General features: G+C 71.4%; 18 protein-coding genes. 9 read left to right on the top strand and 9 right to left on the bottom strand.

Annotated features, from left to right (window positions below):
• Positions 1-150: 150 nt before the first annotated feature.
• From AC0KTA_RS27440 to AC0KTA_RS27455, 4 genes are all read left to right on the top strand, one after another.
• Positions 151-1755 (top strand): MFS transporter, encoded by a 1605-nt coding sequence (locus tag AC0KTA_RS27440; RefSeq protein WP_481050886.1) that lies wholly within the window; start codon positions 151-153, stop codon positions 1753-1755.
• Between the two features lie 203 nt (positions 1756-1958).
• On the top strand, positions 1959-2570 hold the full coding sequence (locus AC0KTA_RS27445; RefSeq protein ID WP_481050887.1) for a TetR/AcrR family transcriptional regulator: 612 nt from the start codon (positions 1959-1961) through the stop codon (positions 2568-2570).
• A gap of 249 nt (positions 2571-2819) precedes the next feature.
• Entirely contained in the window at positions 2820-3842 is a 1023-nt protein-coding gene (locus tag AC0KTA_RS27450; protein WP_481050888.1) for an endonuclease/exonuclease/phosphatase family protein, read from the top strand.
• 133 nt (positions 3843-3975) lie between these two features.
• Entirely contained in the window at positions 3976-5202 is a 1227-nt protein-coding gene (locus AC0KTA_RS27455; RefSeq protein ID WP_481050889.1) for an MFS transporter, read from the top strand.
• 237 nt (positions 5203-5439) lie between these two features.
• Here the strand turns inward: AC0KTA_RS27455 and AC0KTA_RS27460 are convergent, their stop codons facing one another.
• From AC0KTA_RS27460 to AC0KTA_RS27470, 3 genes are all read right to left on the bottom strand, one after another.
• A complete protein-coding gene (locus AC0KTA_RS27460) occupies positions 5440-7191 on the bottom strand; it encodes an NAD+ synthase (protein ID WP_481050890.1) in 1752 nt (583 codons plus the stop codon).
• Between the two features lie 589 nt (positions 7192-7780).
• Positions 7781-9424: a multicopper oxidase family protein gene (locus tag AC0KTA_RS27465; protein WP_481050891.1), complete on the bottom strand. Its 1644-nt coding sequence runs from the start codon at positions 9422-9424 to the stop codon at positions 7781-7783.
• 78 nt (positions 9425-9502) lie between these two features.
• Entirely contained in the window at positions 9503-10072 is a 570-nt protein-coding gene (locus tag AC0KTA_RS27470; protein ID WP_481050892.1) for a hypothetical protein, read from the bottom strand.
• A gap of 194 nt (positions 10073-10266) precedes the next feature.
• Here AC0KTA_RS27470 and AC0KTA_RS27475 point away from each other — a divergent pair, with 194 nt between their 5' ends.
• From AC0KTA_RS27475 to AC0KTA_RS27485, 3 genes are all read left to right on the top strand, one after another.
• A complete protein-coding gene (locus AC0KTA_RS27475) occupies positions 10267-11016 on the top strand; it encodes a DUF998 domain-containing protein (protein ID WP_481050893.1) in 750 nt (249 codons plus the stop codon).
• Between the two features lie 83 nt (positions 11017-11099).
• The gene (locus AC0KTA_RS27480) at positions 11100-11660 is read left to right on the top strand and encodes an alpha/beta fold hydrolase (RefSeq protein ID WP_481050894.1); all 561 of its coding nucleotides are present in this window, start codon (positions 11100-11102) and stop codon (positions 11658-11660) included.
• Positions 11650-11874, top strand: coding sequence for a hypothetical protein (locus AC0KTA_RS27485; RefSeq protein ID WP_481050895.1), 225 nt, complete (start codon positions 11650-11652; stop codon positions 11872-11874). Before AC0KTA_RS27480 ends, AC0KTA_RS27485 begins: the two co-directional genes overlap by 11 nt.
• 349 nt (positions 11875-12223) lie before the next feature.
• Here the strand turns inward: AC0KTA_RS27485 and AC0KTA_RS27490 are convergent, their stop codons facing one another.
• The 4 genes from AC0KTA_RS27490 to AC0KTA_RS27505 all read right to left on the bottom strand — a co-directional run bounded on the left by AC0KTA_RS27490 (position 12224) and on the right by AC0KTA_RS27505 (position 16854).
• Positions 12224-13285, bottom strand: a complete 1062-nt coding sequence (locus AC0KTA_RS27490) for a LacI family DNA-binding transcriptional regulator (RefSeq protein ID WP_481050896.1) — start codon at positions 13283-13285, stop codon at positions 12224-12226.
• Positions 13286-13365: 80 nt separating this feature from the next.
• The gene (locus tag AC0KTA_RS27495; protein ID WP_481050897.1) at positions 13366-15042 is read right to left on the bottom strand and encodes an extracellular solute-binding protein; all 1677 of its coding nucleotides are present in this window, start codon (positions 15040-15042) and stop codon (positions 13366-13368) included.
• A 64-nt stretch (positions 15043-15106) separates the two neighbouring features.
• Positions 15107-15970 (bottom strand): carbohydrate ABC transporter permease, encoded by an 864-nt coding sequence (locus tag AC0KTA_RS27500; RefSeq protein ID WP_481056581.1) that lies wholly within the window; start codon positions 15968-15970, stop codon positions 15107-15109.
• A 29-nt stretch (positions 15971-15999) separates the two neighbouring features.
• Positions 16000-16854, bottom strand: a complete 855-nt coding sequence (locus AC0KTA_RS27505) for an ABC transporter permease (RefSeq protein WP_481050898.1) — start codon at positions 16852-16854, stop codon at positions 16000-16002.
• A gap of 374 nt (positions 16855-17228) precedes the next feature.
• Here AC0KTA_RS27505 and AC0KTA_RS27510 point away from each other — a divergent pair, with 374 nt between their 5' ends.
• Positions 17229-18290, top strand: coding sequence for a hydroxyacid dehydrogenase (locus tag AC0KTA_RS27510; protein WP_481050899.1), 1062 nt, complete (start codon positions 17229-17231; stop codon positions 18288-18290).
• A 54-nt stretch (positions 18291-18344) separates the two neighbouring features.
• Positions 18345-18773 carry a DUF5990 family protein gene (locus tag AC0KTA_RS27515; protein WP_481050900.1) on the top strand — a complete coding sequence of 143 codons (429 nt, stop codon included), beginning with the start codon at positions 18345-18347 and terminating at the stop codon, positions 18771-18773.
• 225 nt (positions 18774-18998) lie between these two features.
• Here AC0KTA_RS27515 and AC0KTA_RS27520 read toward each other — a convergent pair whose 3' ends face one another.
• Entirely contained in the window at positions 18999-19640 is a 642-nt protein-coding gene (locus AC0KTA_RS27520; protein WP_481050901.1) for a DUF305 domain-containing protein, read from the bottom strand.
• 2 nt (positions 19641-19642) lie between these two features.
• On the bottom strand, positions 19643-20317 hold the full coding sequence (locus AC0KTA_RS27525; RefSeq protein ID WP_481050902.1) for a DUF3105 domain-containing protein: 675 nt from the start codon (positions 20315-20317) through the stop codon (positions 19643-19645).
• Positions 20318-20430 lie beyond the last annotated feature (113 nt).

Raw genomic sequence — 20430 nt, forward strand, 5'->3', positions numbered from 1 at the left:
CCGGGGATGGACGTCCGGGTTCCCGGCGGTACGGAGGCGTGGATTCCGTTGGGCGGACGCATGCGTTCCGCGTGATGTGCGGGGAAAACCGGGGTAAAGCCTTTCCAATACGAGACGGTCTCGTATCGAAATAAGCTTAAGGTGAAGGGCATGACCACATCTGCCGTCCCCGACGCGCCTCGCATACCGGAGGCGGTCCACCGGCGCCGCTGGGCGATCCTCGGCGTCCTGATGCTGAGCCTGCTCATCGTCGTCCTGGACAACTCGATCCTGAACGTCGCCATCAAGACCATCTCGACCCCCGAACCCACCGGCCTCGGCGCCACCCAGAGCGAGCTCGAGTGGGCCATCAACTCCTACACGCTCGTCTTCGCCGGCCTGCTCTTCACCGCGGGCCTGCTCGGCGACCGCATCGGCCGCAAGAAGGTCCTGCTCGCCGGGCTCGCCGTCTTCGGCATCGGCTCCGCGCTCGCCGCCCAGTCCGGCTCGCCCGTCGAACTCATCGCGTTCCGCGGGGTGATGGGGCTCGGCGCGGCCTTCGTGATGCCCGCCACCCTCGCCGTCCTCATGAACGTCTTCGAGCGCGAGGAGCAGCCCAAGGCCATCGGCATCTGGGCCGCCGGCGTCGGCCTCGCCGTCGCGATCGGGCCCATCACCGGCGGCGTGCTGCTCGACCACTTCTGGTGGGGCTCGGTCTTCCTCATCAACGTACCGATCGTCGTCGTCGCGATCGGACTGATGATCGCGCTCGTCCCGGACTCCAGAGATCCCAAGCCGGGCCGCATCGACCTGGTCGGCGTCGTGCTGTCCGTCATCGGCCTGGTGCTGCTCGTCTACGGCATCATCAAGGGCGGCCAGCTCGCCGACTTCACCGACCCCGCGGCCCTCACGACGATCCTCGCGGGCCTCGCCGTGCTCGTCGGCTTCGTCTGGTACGAGAAGCGCAGCGACCACCCGTCCATCGACATCTCGTACTTCAAGAACCGCGTGTTCTCCGCCGCGATCACCGCGATCGCGCTCGTCTTCTTCGCGCTGATGGGCGTCACGTTCTTCGCGGTCTTCTATACGCAGAGCGTGCGCGGGTACACGCCGCTGGAGACCGGGCTGCTCATGCTGCCGCTCGCGGCCGCCCAGCTCGTCTTCGCGCCCCGGGCCCGGCTCGTCGTCGACCGCTTCGGCGTCAAGGCGACCTGCGCCGGCGGGCTCGCGCTGTGCGCCCTGACGCTGGCCTCGTTCACGATCCTCGAGGCGGACACGCCGATCTGGATCCTGGAGGTCATCTTCTTCCTGATGGGCGCGGGCATGGCGCACATCATGACGCCCACCAGCGTCGTCATCATGCAGGCCCTGCCGCGCGAGAAGGCGGGCTCCGCGTCGGCGCTCAGCAACACCTTCCGGCAGGTCGGCGGGGCGCTGGGGATCGCCGTGCTCGGGTCCGTCCTCTCCACCGCCTACCGCGGGGGTGTCGAGGACGAGCTCAAGGTGCTGCCTGCCGGGGTGCGGCACACCGCGGGGGAGTCCATCGAGGCGACGCTCGGGGCCGCGGGGCGGCTCGGGCCGCGGGGGGAGGCGCTCGTCTCCTCCGCCAACGACTCGTTCCTGCACGCGATGCATGTCACTGCGTTGTGCGGAGCGGGGGTTGCCCTCGTGGGCGTGCTCATCGTGTCCCTGTACTTGCCCGGCAAGCAGCCGCAGGGCCCGACGGCGCCGGACGCCTCGTCCCCGGAGCGGGATCCGGTGGGCGCCGAGTCCTGAACGGTCCCGCAGGGGGTGCGGGGTGACCGCTTGTCGTGACGGTGCACGTCGGCCTGTGGCTGTGCCCACCCGTGCCGCCCTGCGGCACGGGTGGGCACAGCCCAGGCCGACAGCCATCGTCACGACAAGCGGTCACCCCGCCCCCGGCCGGGGGACCAGGGAGAATGCGGGGGCACGTAACAACCGCGGAGGAGTCGAGCATCGTGGAGCAGGGTCGTACCGGCAAGGGCGCGGGCGCCAGGGGACGACCCCGCAGCGAAGCGGTCGAACGCGCCATCATCGAGGGCGTCATCAAGCTGGTCGAGGACGGAGTCCCCCTCGCGGAACTCTCCATCGAGCGCATCGCCCGCACCGCCGGCGTGGGCAAGGCCACGATCTACCGCCGCTGGAGCGGCAAGGACGAGATCTTCGTCGACGTCCTGCGCAGCCTGGAGGAACCCCGCGCCGAACTCCCCGGCACCTCCATGCGCGACGACCTCGTCGTCCTCGTCGAGCACATCCGCCGCCGCGGCCTCAACATGCGCTCGTCCGCGATCCTGCACAACGTCTTCGCGCAGATGAAGAGCCTGCCGAAACTGTGGGAGGCGTACCACACGACGGTCATCGACCCGCAACGCCGCGTCGTCTACGACGTCCTGCGCCGCGGCGTGGAGAACGGCGAACTCCGCGAGGACGTCGACATCGTCCTCGCCAACGAACTCTTCGTCGGCCCCATGCTGGTGCGCACCGTGCTGCGCCCGGACGCCCCGCTGGACGAGGACCTGGCGGAACGCATCGTCGACATGGTCCTCGAAGGACTGCGGCCCCAGGAGTGATCGGACTGTGGTTCCAGGGGTGAACCGGCCCCGGAGCGCGTGGCGTTCACCACGCGTCACCCGCGGGCGATGTGCGCGTTTCGTCACAGACGTCCCGCCAGGCGCACACATCCGGAACCTCGCGACCGCCCCCGCTCGTCCTCGTGCCCGTACGGCCGTCCTCGGACGGCAGGGACGACACGCGATCATCGCCTAGGGTGCAGGGGCGGGGAGACGGTGTGCACGGCAGTCAGTGAGGCGACGAGAGTTATGGCGCAGGCGTACAAGGCGGAGACGGACAGCGGCGGCTCGGGGCCCGAGCGCCAGGGTTCGCGACTGCAGCGCCTGGTCGGCGGATGGCGGGGCGACCCCGGCATCTGGCGGCGCGGGCTCATCACGGCGGCGATCGCGGTCCTCATCGGTCTCGTGATGCTGCTGCATGCCCAGATCCCCAACGGCGTGGGCAACCTCGGCAGCCTCACCGAGACCTTCCTGCCCTGGCTCGGTGTGTTCGTGCCGGTCCTGCTCGTCATCGCCGTGGTTCGCAAGTCCGCGACCGCCCTCATCGCCCTGCTCCTGCCGGTGATCGTCTGGCTGAACGCCTTCGGCGGCCTCATCACCGACAAGTCGGGCAGCGGCGGCGACCTGACCGTCGCCACGCACAACGTCAACGCCGACAACCCCGACCCGTCCGGCACCGCCCGCGACGTCGCCGCGTCCGGCGCGGACGTCGTCGCCCTCGAGGAGCTCACCGCCTCCGCCGTGCCCACGTACGAGAAGGCGCTCGCGGACACGTACAAGTACCACTCGGTGCAGGGCACCGTCGGCGTGTGGAGCAAGTACCCGCTGACCGGCACCAAGCCCGTCGACATCAAGCTCGGCTGGACGCGGGCGATGCGCACCACCGTCGCCACGCCCAAGGGGCAGGTCGCGGTGTACGTCGCGCACCTGCCGTCGGTACGGGTCAAGCTCGACGCGGGCTTCACGGCCGGCCAGCGCGACGACAGCGCCGACGCGCTCGGCGAGGCCATCTCCGGCGAGAAGCTCGGCAAGGTCGTCCTGCTCGGCGACCTGAACGGCACCATGAACGACCGCGCGCTGAACGCCGTCACCTCGCAGATGCGGTCCACGCAGGGCGCGGCGGGCGACGGCTTCGGCTTCAGCTGGCCCGCCTCGTTCCCGATGGCCCGCATCGACCAGATCATGGTCAAGGGCGTCGAGCCGGTGTCCTCCTGGACGCTCCCGGAGACGGGCAGCGACCACCTGCCGGTGGCCGCGAGCATGGATCTCTGACGGTTCTCTCTTCGTGGGCCGCTGCCGGTCACCCGTCCTTAACCTCGCGGAATACTCGGGCCGGGAGTCTTTGTTCCGTACGTAAACTTACGGATCCCGCGCTGCTCCCTGCCCTTTTGGAAGGTACGTCTTCATGCCCCTGGCCCTGCTCGCCCTCGCCGTGGGCGCCTTCGGCATCGGCACCACCGAGTTCGTGATGATGGGCCTGCTGCCCAACGTCGCGGACGACCTGCACATATCCATCCCGACCGCCGGACACCTCGTCTCCGCGTACGCGCTCGGCGTCGTCATCGGCGCCCCGCTGCTCGCCGCCGTCACCGCGAAGCTGCCCCGGCGCCGCGTCCTCATCGGCCTGATGGCCCTGTTCGTCGTCGGCAACGCGGTGTCGGCCGCCGCGCCCGACTACCACTGGCTGATGGTGGCGCGCTTCGTGAGCGGCCTGCCGCACGGCGCGTTCTTCGGCGTCGGCGCGGTCGTCGCCACCGGGCTCGTCGGGCCCGAGCGCAAGGCGCGGTCCGTGTCCCTGATGTTCCTCGGGCTCACCGTCGCCAACGTCGTCGGCGTGCCCGTCGCCACGCTCATGGGGCAGCAGCTCGGCTGGCGGGCGACGTTCCTCGCCGTCAGCGCGATCGGGCTCGCCGCGATCGCTGCGCTCGCCCTCCTCGTCCCCGCCGACCACGGACACGGCGAGAGCGCCGGGCTGCGCGGCGAGCTCCGCGCGCTCGGCTCGCTTCCCGTCTGGCTCGCCCTCGGTACGACCGTCGCGGGCTTCGGCGCCCTCTTCGCCGCGTACAGCTACGTCACGCCGATGCTCACGGACTCCGCCGGGTTCGCCGAGTCCAGCGTGACACTGCTGCTCGCCCTCTTCGGCGTGGGCGCCACCGCCGGCAACCTGCTCGGCGGGCGGCTCGCCGACCACTCCCTGCGGGGCACGCTGTTCGGCGGCCTCGGCGCGCTGGTCGCCGTGCTCGCCCTCTTCCCGCTCCTCATGCGCGCCGAGTGGAGCGCGGCCGTCGGCGTGACGCTGCTCGGCATGGCCGCGTTCACGACGGGGTCGCCCTTGCAGCTCATGGTCATGGAGAAGGCCGCCGCCGCGCCGTCCCTCGCCTCCTCGGCCAACCAGGCCGCGTTCAACCTCGCCAACGCCGGTGGCGCCTGGATCGGCGGGCTCGCCCTCGCCGCGGGCTTCGGCGTGACGTCGCCCGCGGTGGCCGGGGCGGGGCTTGCCGTGCTCGGCATCGGCGTCGCCGCGGTGGCGTACGCGGTCGACCGCGTACGGGAGCCTTTCGGTGGTGGCGGCGGCTCGGGTCGGGTGGTGGCCGAGCACCGCGAGCCTGCGGTGGGCGTCGGGCGCCGTTGATCGCGGCCTGCGGCCTGGCTCGTCCTCAATCGCCGGACGGGCTTTCCCCCACCCACCCGCCCTTTCTTCGCGCTGCGCGCTGTGGGCCTGGCGTATCGCTGGGCGGGCTCTTCCCTGCCCGCCCGCCCCCTTCTTTGCGCTGAGCGCTGTGCGCCTGATGTGCCGACTGCGTGCTGTTAGTGGTGGCAAGGGCGGGTGGGTGGGAAGAAGGGGGTCCGGGGGCGGAGCCCCCGGGCGTCAGACGGTTTCGCGCCAGCGGTTGGTGATCGGGAGGCGGCGGTCCTTGCCGAAGCCCTTCGCGGAGATCTTCGTACCCGGCGGGTACTGCCGCCTCTTGTACTCGGCCGTGTCCACCATGCGGAGCGTCTTCGTGACGAGCTCCGCGTCGTATCCCGCGGCGACGATCGCGTCAGCGCCCTGATCCCGGTCCACGTACAACTCGAGAATCCCGTCGAGCACGGGATAGTCCGGCAGCGAGTCCGTGTCCACCTGGTCCGGCCGCAGCTCCGCGCTCGGCGGCTTGCTGATGGAGTTCTCGGGGATCGGCGGCGTCTCCCCGCGCTCCACCGCCGCCTCGTTGCGCCACCGCGCGAGCCGGAAAATGGCCGTCTTGTACACGTCCTTGATGGGCCCGTACGCCCCCACCGAGTCGCCGTACAGCGTCGAATACCCCACCGCCAGCTCGGACTTGTTGCCCGGCGCGAGGACGATGTGCCCCTCCTGGTTGGAGATCGCCATCAGCATCGTCCCGCGCAGCCTCGACTGGAGGTTCTCCTCGGCGAGCCCGGCAAGACCGAGGGACTCCATGTACGCGTCGAACATCGGCGCGATCGGTACGTTGCGGAAGTTCAGCCCCGTACGCCGCGCCAGCTCCTCCGCGTCGCCCACCGAGTGGTCGGACGAGTACCGCGACGGCATCGCGACCCCGTACACGTTCTCCGCGCCCACCGCGTCGCACGCGATCGCCGCGGCCAGCGCCGAGTCGATGCCTCCGGAGAGGCCGATCAGGACCGAGCGGAAGCCGTTCTTCGCGACGTACGCGCGCAGGCCCACGACCAGCGCCGAATACATCTCCTCGGCGTCGTCGAGGCGGTCCGCGTAGCCGCCGCCGAACTCCGGCTCGTACGCCGGCAGCGGGTCCTCGGACAGCGTCACGTGCTCGATGCGCAGCCCGTCGTCCACCACGCCCTGGGGGACGGGGCCCGCCGCGGGCAGGTCCAGGTCCAGGACCACGCAGCCCTCCGCGAACTGCGGCGCCCGCGCGACGACCTCGCCGTCCTTGTCCACGACGATCGAGTCCCCGTCGAAGACCAGCTCGTCCTGGCCGCCCATCATCGCCAGGTACGCCGTTGTGCAGCCCGCCTCCTGCGCGCGCTTGCGCACCAGCTCCAGGCGCTGGTCGTCCTTGTTCTGCTCGTACGGCGACGCGTTGATCGACAGCAGCAGGCCCGCACCCGCCGTGCGGGTCGCCGGGACGCGGCCGCCGTCCTGCCAGAGGTCCTCGCAGATCGCCAGCGCCACGTCGATGCCGTGCACCCGGACGACCGGGAGCGTCTCGCCCGGCACGAAGTAGCGGAACTCGTCGAAGACGCCGTAGTTGGGGAGGTGGTGCTTGGAGAACGTCAGTGCCACCTCGCCGCGGTGCAGCACGGCGCCCGCGTTACGGGGGGCGCCCGCGGGCTGGCCGTAGCGCGGCTTCGCCTCTTCCGTGCGGTCCAAGTAGCCGACCACCACCGGGAGTTCGCCGAAGCCCTCGTCGCTGAGGCGGGCCGCGAGGTCGCGCAGCGCGCGCCGTGACGCCTCGACGAAGGACGCCCGCAGGGCGAGGTCCTCCACGGGGTAGCCCGTCAGCGCCATCTCCGGGAACGCGACCAGGTGCGCTCCCTGCTCGGCGGAGTGCCGGGTCCAGCGGACGACCGCCTCGGCGTTCTCGGCGAGATCGCCGACGGTCGAGTCGATCTGATTCAGGGCTAGGCGTAGTTGAGGCACGCGGCCCAGTGTAATCGTCAGAGCGACGCGATGCCCCGGCGGGCTGGTGTGGGGCGGCCCACTCGGGCGTTGGATCCGTGCTGGTCCGTGCGCCGTGGTGCGCCCCGGTTCGGTCTGTGGTGCGGCGCGGTCTGCGGTGCGCCGGGGTCTGTGGTGCGGTGCGGTCTGTGGTGCGGCGCGGTCTGTGGTTCTTGGTCTCCGTTCTTTTCCGTCGCCTTCGTGGGGGTGGCGCCGCCTTCGGTTCGGTGGTGGGGCGGGGCCGCGGCGGTATGTCCGTGCTCGCGCCTGTGGCGCCGGTGACATTGCCGGTACGGACGGCGTGGTCGGGCGAGCTGCGCGCGGACATACCGCCACGTCCCCGCCGGTCCGGCGGCGGCTCTCCCCCGGTGGGGGTCACGGGTCTGTTTCCCGCGCCCCGATGGGGGTGACTCCTACCAGTCCGTCCACCGCTGTGGGCAGTCGTGCCGCAGGGCGGCTCCCGACCCTCAAAGGCAGCCCAGGCCGACGGGGCCGATATGTGGGGGTGAGGTGGCGGGGCGTGGGGCCCGCACCGGCCGGCGGGCATGGCCGGCCGGTGGGGGCTTGGGGGTCAGCGGGTGCGGTAGCCCAGGACCGTCATCATTCCTGCCTCCGCGTGGTAGACGTTGTGGCAGTGGATCATCCACAGGCCGGGATTGTCCGCGTCGAAGTCCACCGTCAGCGTGCCGTTCGGCAGCACCGCCGCCGTGTCCTTGCGGGGGCGGCCGGGCGCGCCCGCCAGGGCGAAGGTGTGGCCGTGGAGGTGGAGGGGGTGCCACATCGTCGTGTCGTTGGTGAACTCCAGGCGGACCCGCTCACCGGCGCGGACCGGGTGGCGCTGGTCGGGCGCGTAGGGCTTGCCGTCGAAGGCCCAGTCGTACTTCCCCATGCCACCGGTCAGGCGGATCTTGATGGTGCGGTCCGGGTCACGGGAGGGCAGGGCTACGGAGTCTTCGGCCGTGAGTTTGTCGGCCAGGAGAACGCGGCCCTTCAGTTCCTTGGGGCGTACGGAGGCGGACGGGGCCGCCCCGCCGCCCGTACGGAGCACCGCCAGGGCCGTTGTCTTCTTGCCTTCGGCCAGCGCTGTCAGCGGGAACACACCGTCCTTGGCCGTGACGAGGACGTCGTACCGCTCGCCCATGCCGATCAGGAGCGCGTCCGTCTTGCGGTGTCGGACGGGGAAGCCGTCCGTGTGCGTCACCGTCAGCTCGTGGTCCCCCAGGGCCACGCGGAAGGCCGTGTCGCCGCCCGCGTTGATCAGGCGCAGGCGGACGCGGTCCCCGGGGCGGGCCCGGAAGGTCGTGGGGGACTGGGGCGTGCGGCCGTTGATCAAGTAGTGGGGGTACGCCACGTCGCCCGCGTCCGGGCCGAGGATGTCGCTCTTCGCGCCCATCATCATGCGGGAGGGGGGTGAGGGGTTGGGATTCGGGCTGGGCTTGGTGGGCTGTTTGTTGTACGTGGCGTGGGACATGTCGTGGCCGCCCGACCCGTGGTCCATTCCGCCTTCCATGCCCGCCCGCAGTTCCTTCAGGACCGCGTCCGGAGTCGAGCCGTCCACCCCGTCCACCCAGTCGTCCAGGACGACCACCCACTCCTTGTCGTACGACAACGGCTCCTTGGGGTCGTCGACGATCAACGGGGCGTACAGGCCGCGGTCCTGCTGGGTGCCCGAGTGGGGGTGGAACCAGTACGTCCCCGGATGCGCGACCTTGAAGCGGTACGTGAAGTCGGCGCCGGGCCTGATGTCGCGCTGCGTGAGGGCGGGGACGCCGTCCATGTCGTTGCGCAGGGCCAGGCCGTGCCAGTGCAGGGTGGTGGGCTGGGGGAGGTGGTTGGCGAGCGTGAGGGCGAGGGTGTCGCCCGCGGTGACGCGGATCTCCTTGCCGGGCAGGTCCTCCCCGTACGCCCATGTCTTCACCTGGGGGCCGCCCAGGTCGAGTGTGGCCGGGCCCGCCGTGAGCCGCATCTTGCGGACGGCGCCGCCCCCGCGGCGCTCGCGCTCCGCGGCCGCGACCTCCCGGCCGGTGGGCGTCACATAGCCCGCCGGTGCCGCGGACGGCCCGCCCTTGCCGCCGCCGGAGTGCCCGGAGTGGGAGCCGTCGCCGGAACAGGCCGTCACAAGTCCCGTACCCGCGGCGGCGATCGCGGTGCCCAGCAGGGTCCGGCGCGATGTGCTCGTGAGGGGTGTGGTGGTGGGTGTGCTGCGTTTGCGCATGGTTGATGGACACCTCGTCCGAGTGGTGCGTGCAGAAGGGCGCGTCTGCTGCTTCCGCGAAGCAGCCGGTGCCGCGGCCTATACGCGCAGCACGGACAGGTGGGCCAGGAGGGTCCGGGGCGGCGGAGGGTTCGGCCGCAGGGTGTCGAGGACGCGGGCGAATCTGTGTACGTGGACGGGGGTGCCCCAAGGTCCGTGGTGGACCGCCGCGTACAGCAGGGCGAGGGTGAGCGCGGCGCCCAGGACCGCCAGGCAGAGGGACAGGGGGTCCATGCCGGTGCCGGTGCCGGTGCCGGTGCCGGGGTCGTGCGGGGTGGGCCTCTGCGGTGCGATGGCTGCTTGGTCGGTCGGCGGTTCGGCCGGGTGGTTGCTGGGTGGTGGGCTGGTCGGGTGCTCGCCGGTCCCGCGCGCGGGACTGTGGTCCGCCCGCACCTGGGCTTGCTGCCCGTGCGCTCGCTTGCCGTCAGTCGCCACGCGCGCGTGCCCGGCGGCCTCCGCCACGCGCGCGTGCCCGGCCGTCGCTCGTTCGGCGCTCGGGCCGTGTTCCCGGGGATGACCCAGCGTATGCATCGTCACGATGCCGAGGAGAAGAGCGGCGAGCAGCAGGAAATGTCCCGCGCCCGGCAGCCTCGTCCTCGTCGTGGTCATGGGCCGGAGCCTACCCCTCCTGGGTATGGCGCGACATGCGGGCCCTGCCCCCTCCGTCGATCATGAGCCCATGACGAATCCGGATGGATCTGGACAGAAAGGGATGCCGGTCGTTCTCCTCGTGTGCCGCAGACAGGAGTGGGTTCACCCTGACCACCAGAGCTCGAACGCCGCAGATTAGCCTTTGTTCGCGTATGTCATCAGAGCTCCCGGCCGCCGGTACGCGCCGTACCGCCGCCGCCCGCACAGCCGTCGCCGTCCTCCTGACGCTCGGAGCGCTCGCCTACAGCACCTGGGCCCTCGAAGCCTTCCTGCCGACCGGGCTCTCGCCGCTGAGTACGTACGTGAGTGAACTCGCCGCCGAGGACCAGCCGTACGGGACGTTCTTCCGGGCGCTGGACTTCGCCGCGGGGGTGTTGGTGTGTGCGGGGGCGGTGGGTGCGTTGGTGTGGCTGCGGCCCGGGGCGGGGGCGCGCGGCTGGTCGCGCGCCCTTGCTCTCCTGGCCGTCCTCGGCTGGGTCGGCATCGCGCTCTTCGGTGCGGCGACCGCGGCCGACTCGCGGCTGCCGCTGAGCTGCGCGCCCACCGCCGACGCGGCCTGCGCGGCGCGGGAGCGGGCGGGTCTTGTGCCGACGGCGCACGCGGCGCACACGTTCAGCAGCAGTGCGGCGGTCGCGGGGGCGCTGGTGGGGATGGCTCTGCTGACGCTGGTGGTACGGAAGCGCGGGGCGTGGCCCGCCGCCCGGTCCGGTGGCGTCCTGCTCGCGCTCGTCGGCGTCGAACTGGCCGCCACCGTGTGGACGCTGGCGGCCGTCGCCGCGTTCGGCGCCGGGCAGGGGACGTGGGGGCTCGGGGTCGCGCAGCGGATTCAATTGCTCACGATCGCGGTGTGGTTGGTGGTGTTGGCGTGGCTGGTGCGGAAGCGATGGGAGATGCGGGGCTGAGGGGATGCGACGGCGGCTGCGAGGGTTGCGATGAGGGCTTCTCGGGGGCTTCTTTCGTACGCGTCGGTGGGGTGCCGCACCACGTGGACGTGACGGGGGACGGGCCCGTGTGCGTGCTCAGTGCGGGGCTGGGGCTCGCCTGGTGCGAGTGGGATCCGGTGGTCGCGCTGCTCGCTCCGTCCCGCACTGTCGTCCGCTTCGACCGGCCCGGGCTCGGGCTCAGCGCGCCCGCGCGGGGTGCGCCCACGCTGGTGGGGGAGGCGGAGCGGATCGGTTGCGTGCTCGACGCGTTGGGGCTCGGCGGGGAGGCCGTGACCGTGGTGGGGCATTCGCTGGCCGGGTTCCACGTGGAGGCGTTCGCGCGGCTGTTTCCCCGGCGGACGGCCGGGCTCGTCCTTGTCGACTCCAGCGTGGAGGAGGGGGCGCGGGCGGTGCCCGGGCGGGGGCTGCGGGTGGGGGCCGCGCGGGTCGGTGGGGTGGTGCTGGGGGCGCTCGGGGTGCCGCGGGCGGTGGGGGCCCGCGGCGCGGGGGCTGGTCGGGCGGGGGGCTCCGTTGCCGCGGGAGCTGCGGGCGTTGTACGGCTCCGGGCGGGTGTGGCGGGCGGCGCTCGTGGAGTACGTGACGTACGGGGACGTGGCGCATGAGTTGGCGGTGCTGCGGGGTGGGGCTGGGTTGCCCGGTGGGGCGCCGGTGCGGGTGCTGGCGGCGGCCTCGGCCCCGGCCGACCGGTGGGCCGACCGCCAGCGGACCCTGGCCGCCGCCCTGCGCGCGGACTTCCGCGTGCTCGCCCCCGCGGGCCACCTCCTGATGCGGGACCGCCCCCACGAGGTAGCCGAGGCGATCCTGGCGGCGCGGTGAGCCGGCTCTCCGGCCGCGCGGAGGTAACCGCCGTCGCGACGGTGAACGTCGGCCTGGGGCTGTGCCCACCCGTGCCGCCCTGCGGCACGACTGCCCACAGCGGGGAGCGGAAGGGTTGAGGCGCCGCCTGCCCTGGCGGCCCAGCTGCCCACAGCAGGTGGGGACGGGACGATGGGGGAAGCCGCCGAACGACCTTCCCCGGCACCGGCACCCCGGCCCACGGGACCGTGTCGTCGGCGATGGCCCCGGCTACGGCCCGGAGCCCTCTGTCCCCGTAAACGGGTGGGCGGGTGGGAGAGATCCGCCGCGAAGCGGCGGCACAGAATCCCCGAAGAGGCGCCGCACCGAATCAGTGAACGGGGCCCGCGGCCAGCCTCCGTACGCTGTCCCGCACAACAATGTGCGTACCGAGCACATGCCGCTCGGGCCCCGACCGCGGCGGCGCCCCCGCCAGAGCAAGCCGCACCGCCGTGCGCCCCATCTCCTCGGCGGGAATGCGCACGGTCGTGAGACCGGGAGTGACGTCCGCGGCGACGGGGTCGTCGTTGTAGCCGACGACCGAGACGTCCCCCGGGACGTCGAGCCCGTACTCCCGCAGCGCGATCACCGTCGCCGCCGCCACCCGGTCGTCCCCGGCGAAGACGGCCGTGAACTCCGGCTTCCCGCCGGCCTCGCGGAGCAGATCGCGAATCGCGTCGTACCCGTGGTGCTGCCCGAACCCCACGCCGTGGACGATCGCGTCGGACCGCGGCACACCGTGGTCGTCGAGGGCCCGCAGAAAGCCGTGCACCCGGGCCTCGCCGGTCGTGTTGCCGGGCTGGTAGCCGACGAGGGCGATGCGGCGGTGCCCGGCGCCGAGGAGATGGCTCGTCACGGCGTACGCGCCCGCCTCGTTGTCGTACTCGACGACCAGCGCGGGCACATCCGGCGCGGGCGCCGGACGGCCGCACAGCACGAGCCGGGAGCCCGCCGCCGCGAGGGCCTGGGCGTACCGGGCCATCCGCTCGCGGTACTCGTCGTCCTCGATGACCCCGCCGACCAGGACCACCGCCTCCGCGGCCTGCTCGCGCATCATCTGCACCAGCGCCAGCTCCCGCGCGGGATCGCTGCCCGTGGAGGCGACAAGGGTGAGCCGGCCGTGCTGGGCCGCCTCCATCTCCACGCCCTGCGCGACGTGCGCGAAGAACGAGCTCACCACGTCGTAGGTGAGCACGGCGATCGTCTTGCGTCCGGCGCCCGCCAACGCGCGCGCGTGCGCGTTGGCGACGTAGTCCAGGTCCTTCACGGCCCGCTGCACCTTCGCCCGCGACGCCGCCGACGTCGGGTAGTTGCCCGCGAGGACCCGCGAGACGGTCGCCACGGAGACCCCCGCCCGCGCGGCCACGTCACGGATGGTGATCCGTTCCCCCACTGCTGTCACTCCTCAACTCACCCGGTACCGGGTGCCCTTGAACGGCGGACGCGACCATCATCCCCGCCCGCGGGCCCGCCTCAGCGCGCGGCCTCGAACTCCTCCCCGAATTCCTCGACGCACTTGTCGCCGCCCTGGGCCCGCCACTTCTTGAGGACGCCGTCCCAGGAGGACGGGCTCTTGCGGCCGGACACCACGGCCGTCACGCCGTCGTCGAGGATCTGCTGGAGGGACGCGCCGACCCGGTTGAAGGTCGCCGACTGCAGCCCCCAGCGGTCGTTGGGCACGAGCAGCGGCACGACCTTCTTCTGCCAGGCGTGCAGCCGCTTCGTGAGGTCCGCGTGGCCGGGGAAGTACAGCGGCTGCGGCGCGTCCATCAGATACGCGAAGGGCAGGTTCGTGCGCGACTCGACGAGGCCCCGCTCCGTGGCGATGGGGTCGCCCGCCTTGTCGTACGTGAAGTGGGTGCCCTCCACTCCGTAGTGCATCAGCTCGTACTCCTTGGAGCCGAACGGCGAGGCCAGCCAGTCCAGGACCCGCAGCATCAGCCTGACGCGGTCCTTGGACGCCTTCTTGACGACGGTGTAGCCGAAACAGCCGCGGTTCTGCTGGTAGACGGGCGCCGCCCCGGAGACCTCGTACGGCTCGGCGACGTCCAGGGTGTACGCGTCCTTGATGCCCTGCGCGTTGGAGAGCACCGCGCCCCAGCCGTCCGTCATGGAGCGCACGGTGCCGTTGTAGAACTGCGTCTTCAGGTCGACCTGGGAGATCGAGGTGGCGTCGGAGTTGTACGAGCCGTCGGCCCGCAGCTTCGCCATGAACTCCAGGGCGGCCTTGAACTCGTCGGTGCCGTACATGGGCGTGACCTCGCCGCCCTTGATCCGCCACTCGTTGGGCGCGCCGTGCCACATGGCGTGGTAGTGGTAGCCGTAGAAGCTGACCGTCGACGCGCCGAGCGCGTGCTTCTTGCCGCCGGACGCCTCCTTGGCCATGGCGCGGAAGGCGTCCGCCGTCATCCCCGGCCGGTAGCCCGCCTCGTCGAACGCCTCGCGGTTGATGAACATCGCGCCCTGGACCTTGGCCCGCTCGACCGGCACTCCGTAGATGCGGCCCCCGATGCGGCCCATGCCCTCCCACGCGTACGTGGGGATGCCCGCGAGGTTCGGGTAGTCCTTCACCGCGTCGCCCGACAGATGCTCCGACAGGTCGGCGCAGCGGGTCTTCACGAACTGTGCCTCGCGCGGCAGGACGTACCCGCCGCCGATGTTGATGATGTCCGGCAGATCCCCGCTGTCGCCCGCCATGAGCGTGGCCATCTTCGCGCGGAAGTCCGCGTCCGGCACGACGGTGAACTCGACCTCGACGCCCAGCGCCTCGTTCATCGCCTGCCAGTACTTGTTGGACCCCACCGGCTTCGGCGGAGTGCCGTACGTGATGGACAGGACCCGGATCTTCTCCTTGCCGGTGCCCGGCTTGCCGTCCGTCGCCGTGACCAGCTTCCGCGGGTACGTCGTGTAGCCCGCCTGCACGCCCGCGGAACTCGGCGCGAGGTCCGGCGCCGGGCCCTCGGTGGGCGTGTGGGCCGGCCAAGGCGTCATCTTCTTCCCGGCGTTGGACACATCGCCGCCGCTGCCCGAGCCGGTCGAGCAGGCGGTGAGGACGGACGGGGCGGCGAGGGCGGCGCCGCCGACGGCGATCGAGCGCAGCAGGGTGCGGCGGCCTATGGGGTGGCGGGAGGAGCCCTGGGTACCTGACACGGGGTCAACCTTTCGGCATGTACGGAGACATGTACGGGGACTTTTCGGCGTGCGGAGACGTGGCTCAGCTCTTGATGGCGCCGGTGAGCACGCCCTTGGTGAAGTACTTCTGCAGGAAGGGGTAGACGAGCAGGATCGGCACGGTGGCGATCACGAGGACGGCCATCTGCGTCGTCTGCGGCGCGGAGACCAGGCCCGCCTCGCTCAGGCCGGTGTCGGCGATCTGGGAGCCGCCGATGACGTACGTACGCAACACCTGCGACAGCGGCCAGTGGCCCGACTCCATGTAGATCGAGGCATGGAACCAGGCGTTCCAGTAGCTCACCGCGTAGAACAGCGAGACCACTGCGAGCGCCGCCTTCGACAGCGGCAGGACGACCCGCCACAGGATCTGCCAGTCGTTCGCGCCGTCCAGGCGCGCGGCCTCGTACAGCTCCTCGGGGATCCCCTGGAAGAAGCCGCGGAGCACGACCAGATTGAAGACGTTGATGAGCACGGGCGCGATCAGAGCCGCGTACGTATCCATCATTCCCATGCCTTTGACCAGCAGGAAAGCCGGGATCATGCCGGGCGGGAAGAGGAATGTGAACAGGATCAGGAGCAGCACCGGCTTGCCGCCGAAGACGCCGGGACGGGCCAGCGCGTAGGCGAGGAACGTGGTGCAGGCGAGCGAGAAGACGGTGCCCGCGACCGTCAGGCCGACGCTCACGCCGAGCGCCTTGGTGACGATGCCGCCGCTGAGGATGGTGCGGTAGGCGCGCAGCGTCGGGTCGGTCGGCCAGAGGACCCAGCCGCCGTTGTCGACGACCTCCCGGTTCGAGGCGAGCGACGTCGAGACGATCACCAGGAAGGGGATCAGGACGAGCGCGAGGACGACGGCGACGGCCACGCCCTTGGCGGCCTTGGTGACGGGCCTGGGTCGCTCCATCCAGGCGGGGCGGGTGACGGTACGGGTGCTCACTTGTAGACCCCCTGCTCGCCGAGCCGGTGCGCGACCCGGTTGGCCGTGAAGACGAGCGCCGCGCCGACGACGCCCTTGAACAGTCCGGCGGCGGCCGCGTAGCCGGTGTCGCCGCCGACGATGCCCTGCCAGAAGACGAAGGTGTCCAGGACCTCGCCCGCCTCCGGGCCCACCGACTGCCGCTGCAGCAGCATCTGTTCGAAGCCGACGGAGAGGATGTCGCCGAGCCGCATGATCAGCAGCAGGATGACGATGGGACGGATGCTGGGCAGCGTGACGTGCCAGAAGCGCCGCCAGGGCCCGGCCCCGTCGATCGCGGCGGCCTCGTAGAGCTGCTCGTTCACCTGCATCAGCGCGGCGAGGAAGATGATCGTGCCCCAGCCCGCGTCCTTCCAGATCACTTCGAGGACGACGAGCGGCTTGTACGCGTCCGGGTTGCCGATGATGTCGACGGTGTGCAGCCCCGCGTCGCTCAGCGTCGCGTTCAACAGGCCGGTGTCGCCGAGGACTTGCTGGAAGAGCGCGACCACCACGACCCACGACAGGAAGTGCGGCAGATAGATCACGGACTGTGTGAAGCGGCGCAGCAGGTCCGAGGTCAGGCTGTGCAGCAGCAGCGCGAGGGCGAGCGGCGCGGGGAAGAAGAAGACGAGCTGGAGCACCGCGATGAACAGCGTGTTCCAGGTCGCGTGCCAGAACTCCGGGTCGCCGAACATCCGGCTGAAGTTCTCGGTGCCGACCCAGGGGCTCGCCCACAGGCCGTCGAAGGGGACGTACTCCTTGAAGGCCACGGCGTTCGCGATGAACGCGCCGTAGTGGAAGACCAGGAAGTACGCGAGGCCCGGCACCATGAGCAGCACCAGGAGCCGAGTGCGCCGAAACCGTTTCCACGGACCATCGCGCTGAGCTTTGCGGCTGATTGCCCCATTCGTGCTCTCTGCGGGCGGCGTCACCGCCTCGGAGTCGGTCCGGTCCTTCGTCACCGCTGACACGGAACCCCCAGTCTTGAGCACAGGCGTCGGGACAAGTTCGAGACAAGTTCGGGACAAGTGCCGGGAATCTAAAGCGGTTACTGTCGCCGGTCAAGCCCCTTCGCAGTGCTGCTTCTTGGACTTCCCCCCTGTGCTCACCGGCTTCTGTCCCACTCTCTTGACCGCCGTCCGGGCTTCGGCCTAGCCTCCTGTCCCGCTGATTAGTAACCGTTTTCTACGAGAGGTGGCGACGCGTGGCGGATCAGCGGGAGGAGTCGGGGGAGTCGGAGAGGGCGGCGGAGGGGGCGGCGGAGTCGCGGCGCAGGCCAGTGGCCGCCCTCGCCATGGGGGCCGACGTCGTCGACCGCGTCCTCGCGCCCGACCTGCGCCAACGCCTGTCCCGCAGCGTCGAGTTGGTGCCCGCCCCGCTGACCGGGGAGCTCACCGGCGCCGACGCCCGTGTCGTGCTCGGCCGGGTCGAGGTCCTGATCACCGGCTGGGACTGCCCGCGGCTGACGGCCGGAGTGCTCGCCCACGCGCCCCGGCTGCGGGTCGTCGTGCACGCGGCGGGGTCGGTGAAGCCGGTGGTCACGGACGCCCTGTGGGACCGCGGCATCCTCGTCGCCTCGGCGGCCGACGCCAACGCGGGCCCGGTCGTCGCCTACACCCTCGCCGCGCTCACCTTCGCCGCGAAGGGCGCGCTGACCGCCGCCGCCCACTACGCCGAGCGCTGGCCGCCGTTCACCGAACGCACCGGCGCCGACGCCCGCACCATCGGCGTCATCGGGGCCTCCCGCATCGGCCGCCGCGTCATCGCCGCCCTCAACGCCTCGGACGCCGGCCACCAGGTCCTGCTCACCGACCCCTACGTCACCCCCGCGGAGGCCGCCGCCCTCGGCGCCGACCTCGTGGACCTGCCCGACCTCTGCCGCGACAGCAGCATCATCACCGTGCACGCGCCCCAACTCCCCGAGACCCGGGGCCTGTTGAGCGCGGAGATGCTGAAGCTGATCCCCGACGGCGGCGTGGTCGTCAACACCGCGCGCGGGTCCCTGATCGACACCGAGGCGCTGGCACGCGAGTGCGCGGCCGGCCGCCTCGACGCGTTCCTCGACGTCACCGACCCCGAGCCGCTGCCGCCCGGCCACGTCCTGCTCACGCTCCCGAACGTCCTCGTCACCCCGCACATCGCGGGCGCGCAGGGCAGCGAGGTGCGCAGGCTCGGGGAGTACGCGGTGGCGGAGGTGGAGCGGTATGTGCGGGGGGAGCCGTTGCTCGGCGCGCTGCGGCGGGAGGAGTTGGGGCGGGTCGCGTGAGGGGGTGATCGTGTGCGGGGGTGAATGTCAGACCCTCGTGGTGGACTGGGGAGCATGACTCAGAAGCTGACTTTGCGGATCGTCGGGCGGGAGCTGCCCGGGGCGGAGTGCGGGGGGTATCGGGACGTGCACGTGGCCGTGCAGCGGGGTGCCGCCCCCGAGCGTCCCGTCCGTGCGGACGCGGCCGAGGTGGTCTTCGAGTTCGAGGTGGCCGTGGTCGCCGCGCCGGACGGCAGTCCGGACTTCAAGGGGCCGCACGTCCAGGGCAAGCGCGGTGAGCGGTTCTTCTACCTGACATGGGGCGAGCTGCCGCCCGGCGGGGAGTTCGCGATGTTCCGGCGGGCCAAGCTGTGGTTCGCGGATGTGCCTGCGGCGGCGGTGGCGGTGGGGGTGGCCGAGGGGGAGGTGGGGCTCACGGATGAGAAGGGGATGCCGTTGTGTGCGGGGGTGCGGCCGCCGGGGGTGGTGTGGCGGGTGGGGTGAGGCCCTCGCGGGGTGCGCCCCAGGCCCGCCCCTTCCCGTAACCAGGGGGCTGCCGCCCCCTGGACCCCTGCTTATCGCCGCTTCGCGGCTCGTCCTCAAGCGCCGGACGGGCTGAGAATGTGCGGCTGAGTTCTAGCCCCTCCGGCGTTTGAGGAGCGGGGGTCCGGGGGCAGAGCCCCCGGTTTCGGGAAGGGGCGGGATTGGGGAAGCCCCCGGCAGGGTCCCCTACGGCTTCGCGCCCCGTGCCCTCAGCAAGTCCGTCATCAGCTTGATCTCGGACTCCTGGGACTCCACCATCCCCTGCGCGAGCCGCCGCTCGACCGGCACCTCGCAGCGCTCCACGCACCCCTGCGCCATATGGATGCCCCCCTTGTGGTGGGCGGTCATCAGCTGCAGGTAATACACCTCGGCCTGCTTGCCGTTCAGCTCGCCGAGCCGCTTCATCTGCGCGTTCGTCGCCATGCCGGGCATGAGTGAACCGTCGCCCGCCGAGGGCGCCCCGCTCATGTCCATCCACTCCATGGGCTCGCCGGGCGGCACCTTCGGCAGCTCCCACAGGTCCAGCCAGCCCAGCATCATGCCGCGCTGGTTGGCCTGGGTCTGCGCGATGTCGTAGGCGAGGCGGCGTACTTCCGTGTTCTTGGTGCGGTCACGGACGACGTAGGACATCTCGACGGCCTGCTGGTGGTGCACGGCCATGTCGCGGGCGAAGCCCGCGTCGGCCGACGAACTGGACGGCGTCTTCGCGGAGTCGGAGGCGTCGGAGGCGTCGGAGGAGCCGTCCGTCGATGCCACCGCCGCCGTGATGCCGCCCGCGGCGAGCACCGCGCCCAGGGCGGCACCGATCAGCCAGTCCTTGCGCTTCATCGCTACTGCCCCTGGCCGTTGGTGCACGCCGCACCGGGCTCAGGGGTCTGCTTGCCCTGGACGTAGGTGGAGAAGAAGGGGTTGACCTTCGGGTCGTCGGCGCTCTTCACCACCCGCTGGTGGCCCCACGCCGACAGCAGGATCGGGTCCTTCTGCTTCTTCACCGGGCTCATCAGCGAGTACGGGGTCTTCTTGACCTTCGCTTCCAGCTTCTTCAAGTCGGCGGGATTCGCCTGGTCGTTGTACGTCACCCAGACCGCGCCGTGCTCCAGGGAGTGCACGGCGTTCTCGTTCGGGATTTCCTTGGTGTAGACATCGCCGTTGCAGTTCATCCACACCTGGTTGTGGTTGCCGCCGACCGGCGGCGTCACCGGGTAGTTCACCTTGCCGGCGACGTGGGTGCGGCCCAGCTTCTTGGCGTCCCAGACCCGCTCGCCGTCGCCGGTCGTGGTGAACTTGGCCACCGCCTTGGCGTCGCCCGCCTTGCCGCCGGAGTCCGAGTCGTCGTCGGCCTGTGAGATCAGGAAATAGCCGCCGACGCCGACTGCCGCGACGATGACCGTGCTCAGGGTGATGGTGAGCACGCGATTGCGGCGCTCGCGGGCGGCCTCGGCACGCCGCATCTCCTCTATCCGGGCCTTGCGCTCGGCGCTGCTCGTCTTCTTGGCGGAACCCATGGTGTGTCCTTCTGCGGAAAGGGACGGACGTGGAGGGTTGAACGTTGAACATGGGGCGGTGCGAGTGCGTTGATCGTAGCCTCCGCCCCGGGGGACGGAGGGGGCCCTCTGTC

Source organism: Streptomyces sp. Y309 (genome assembly GCF_056712025.1).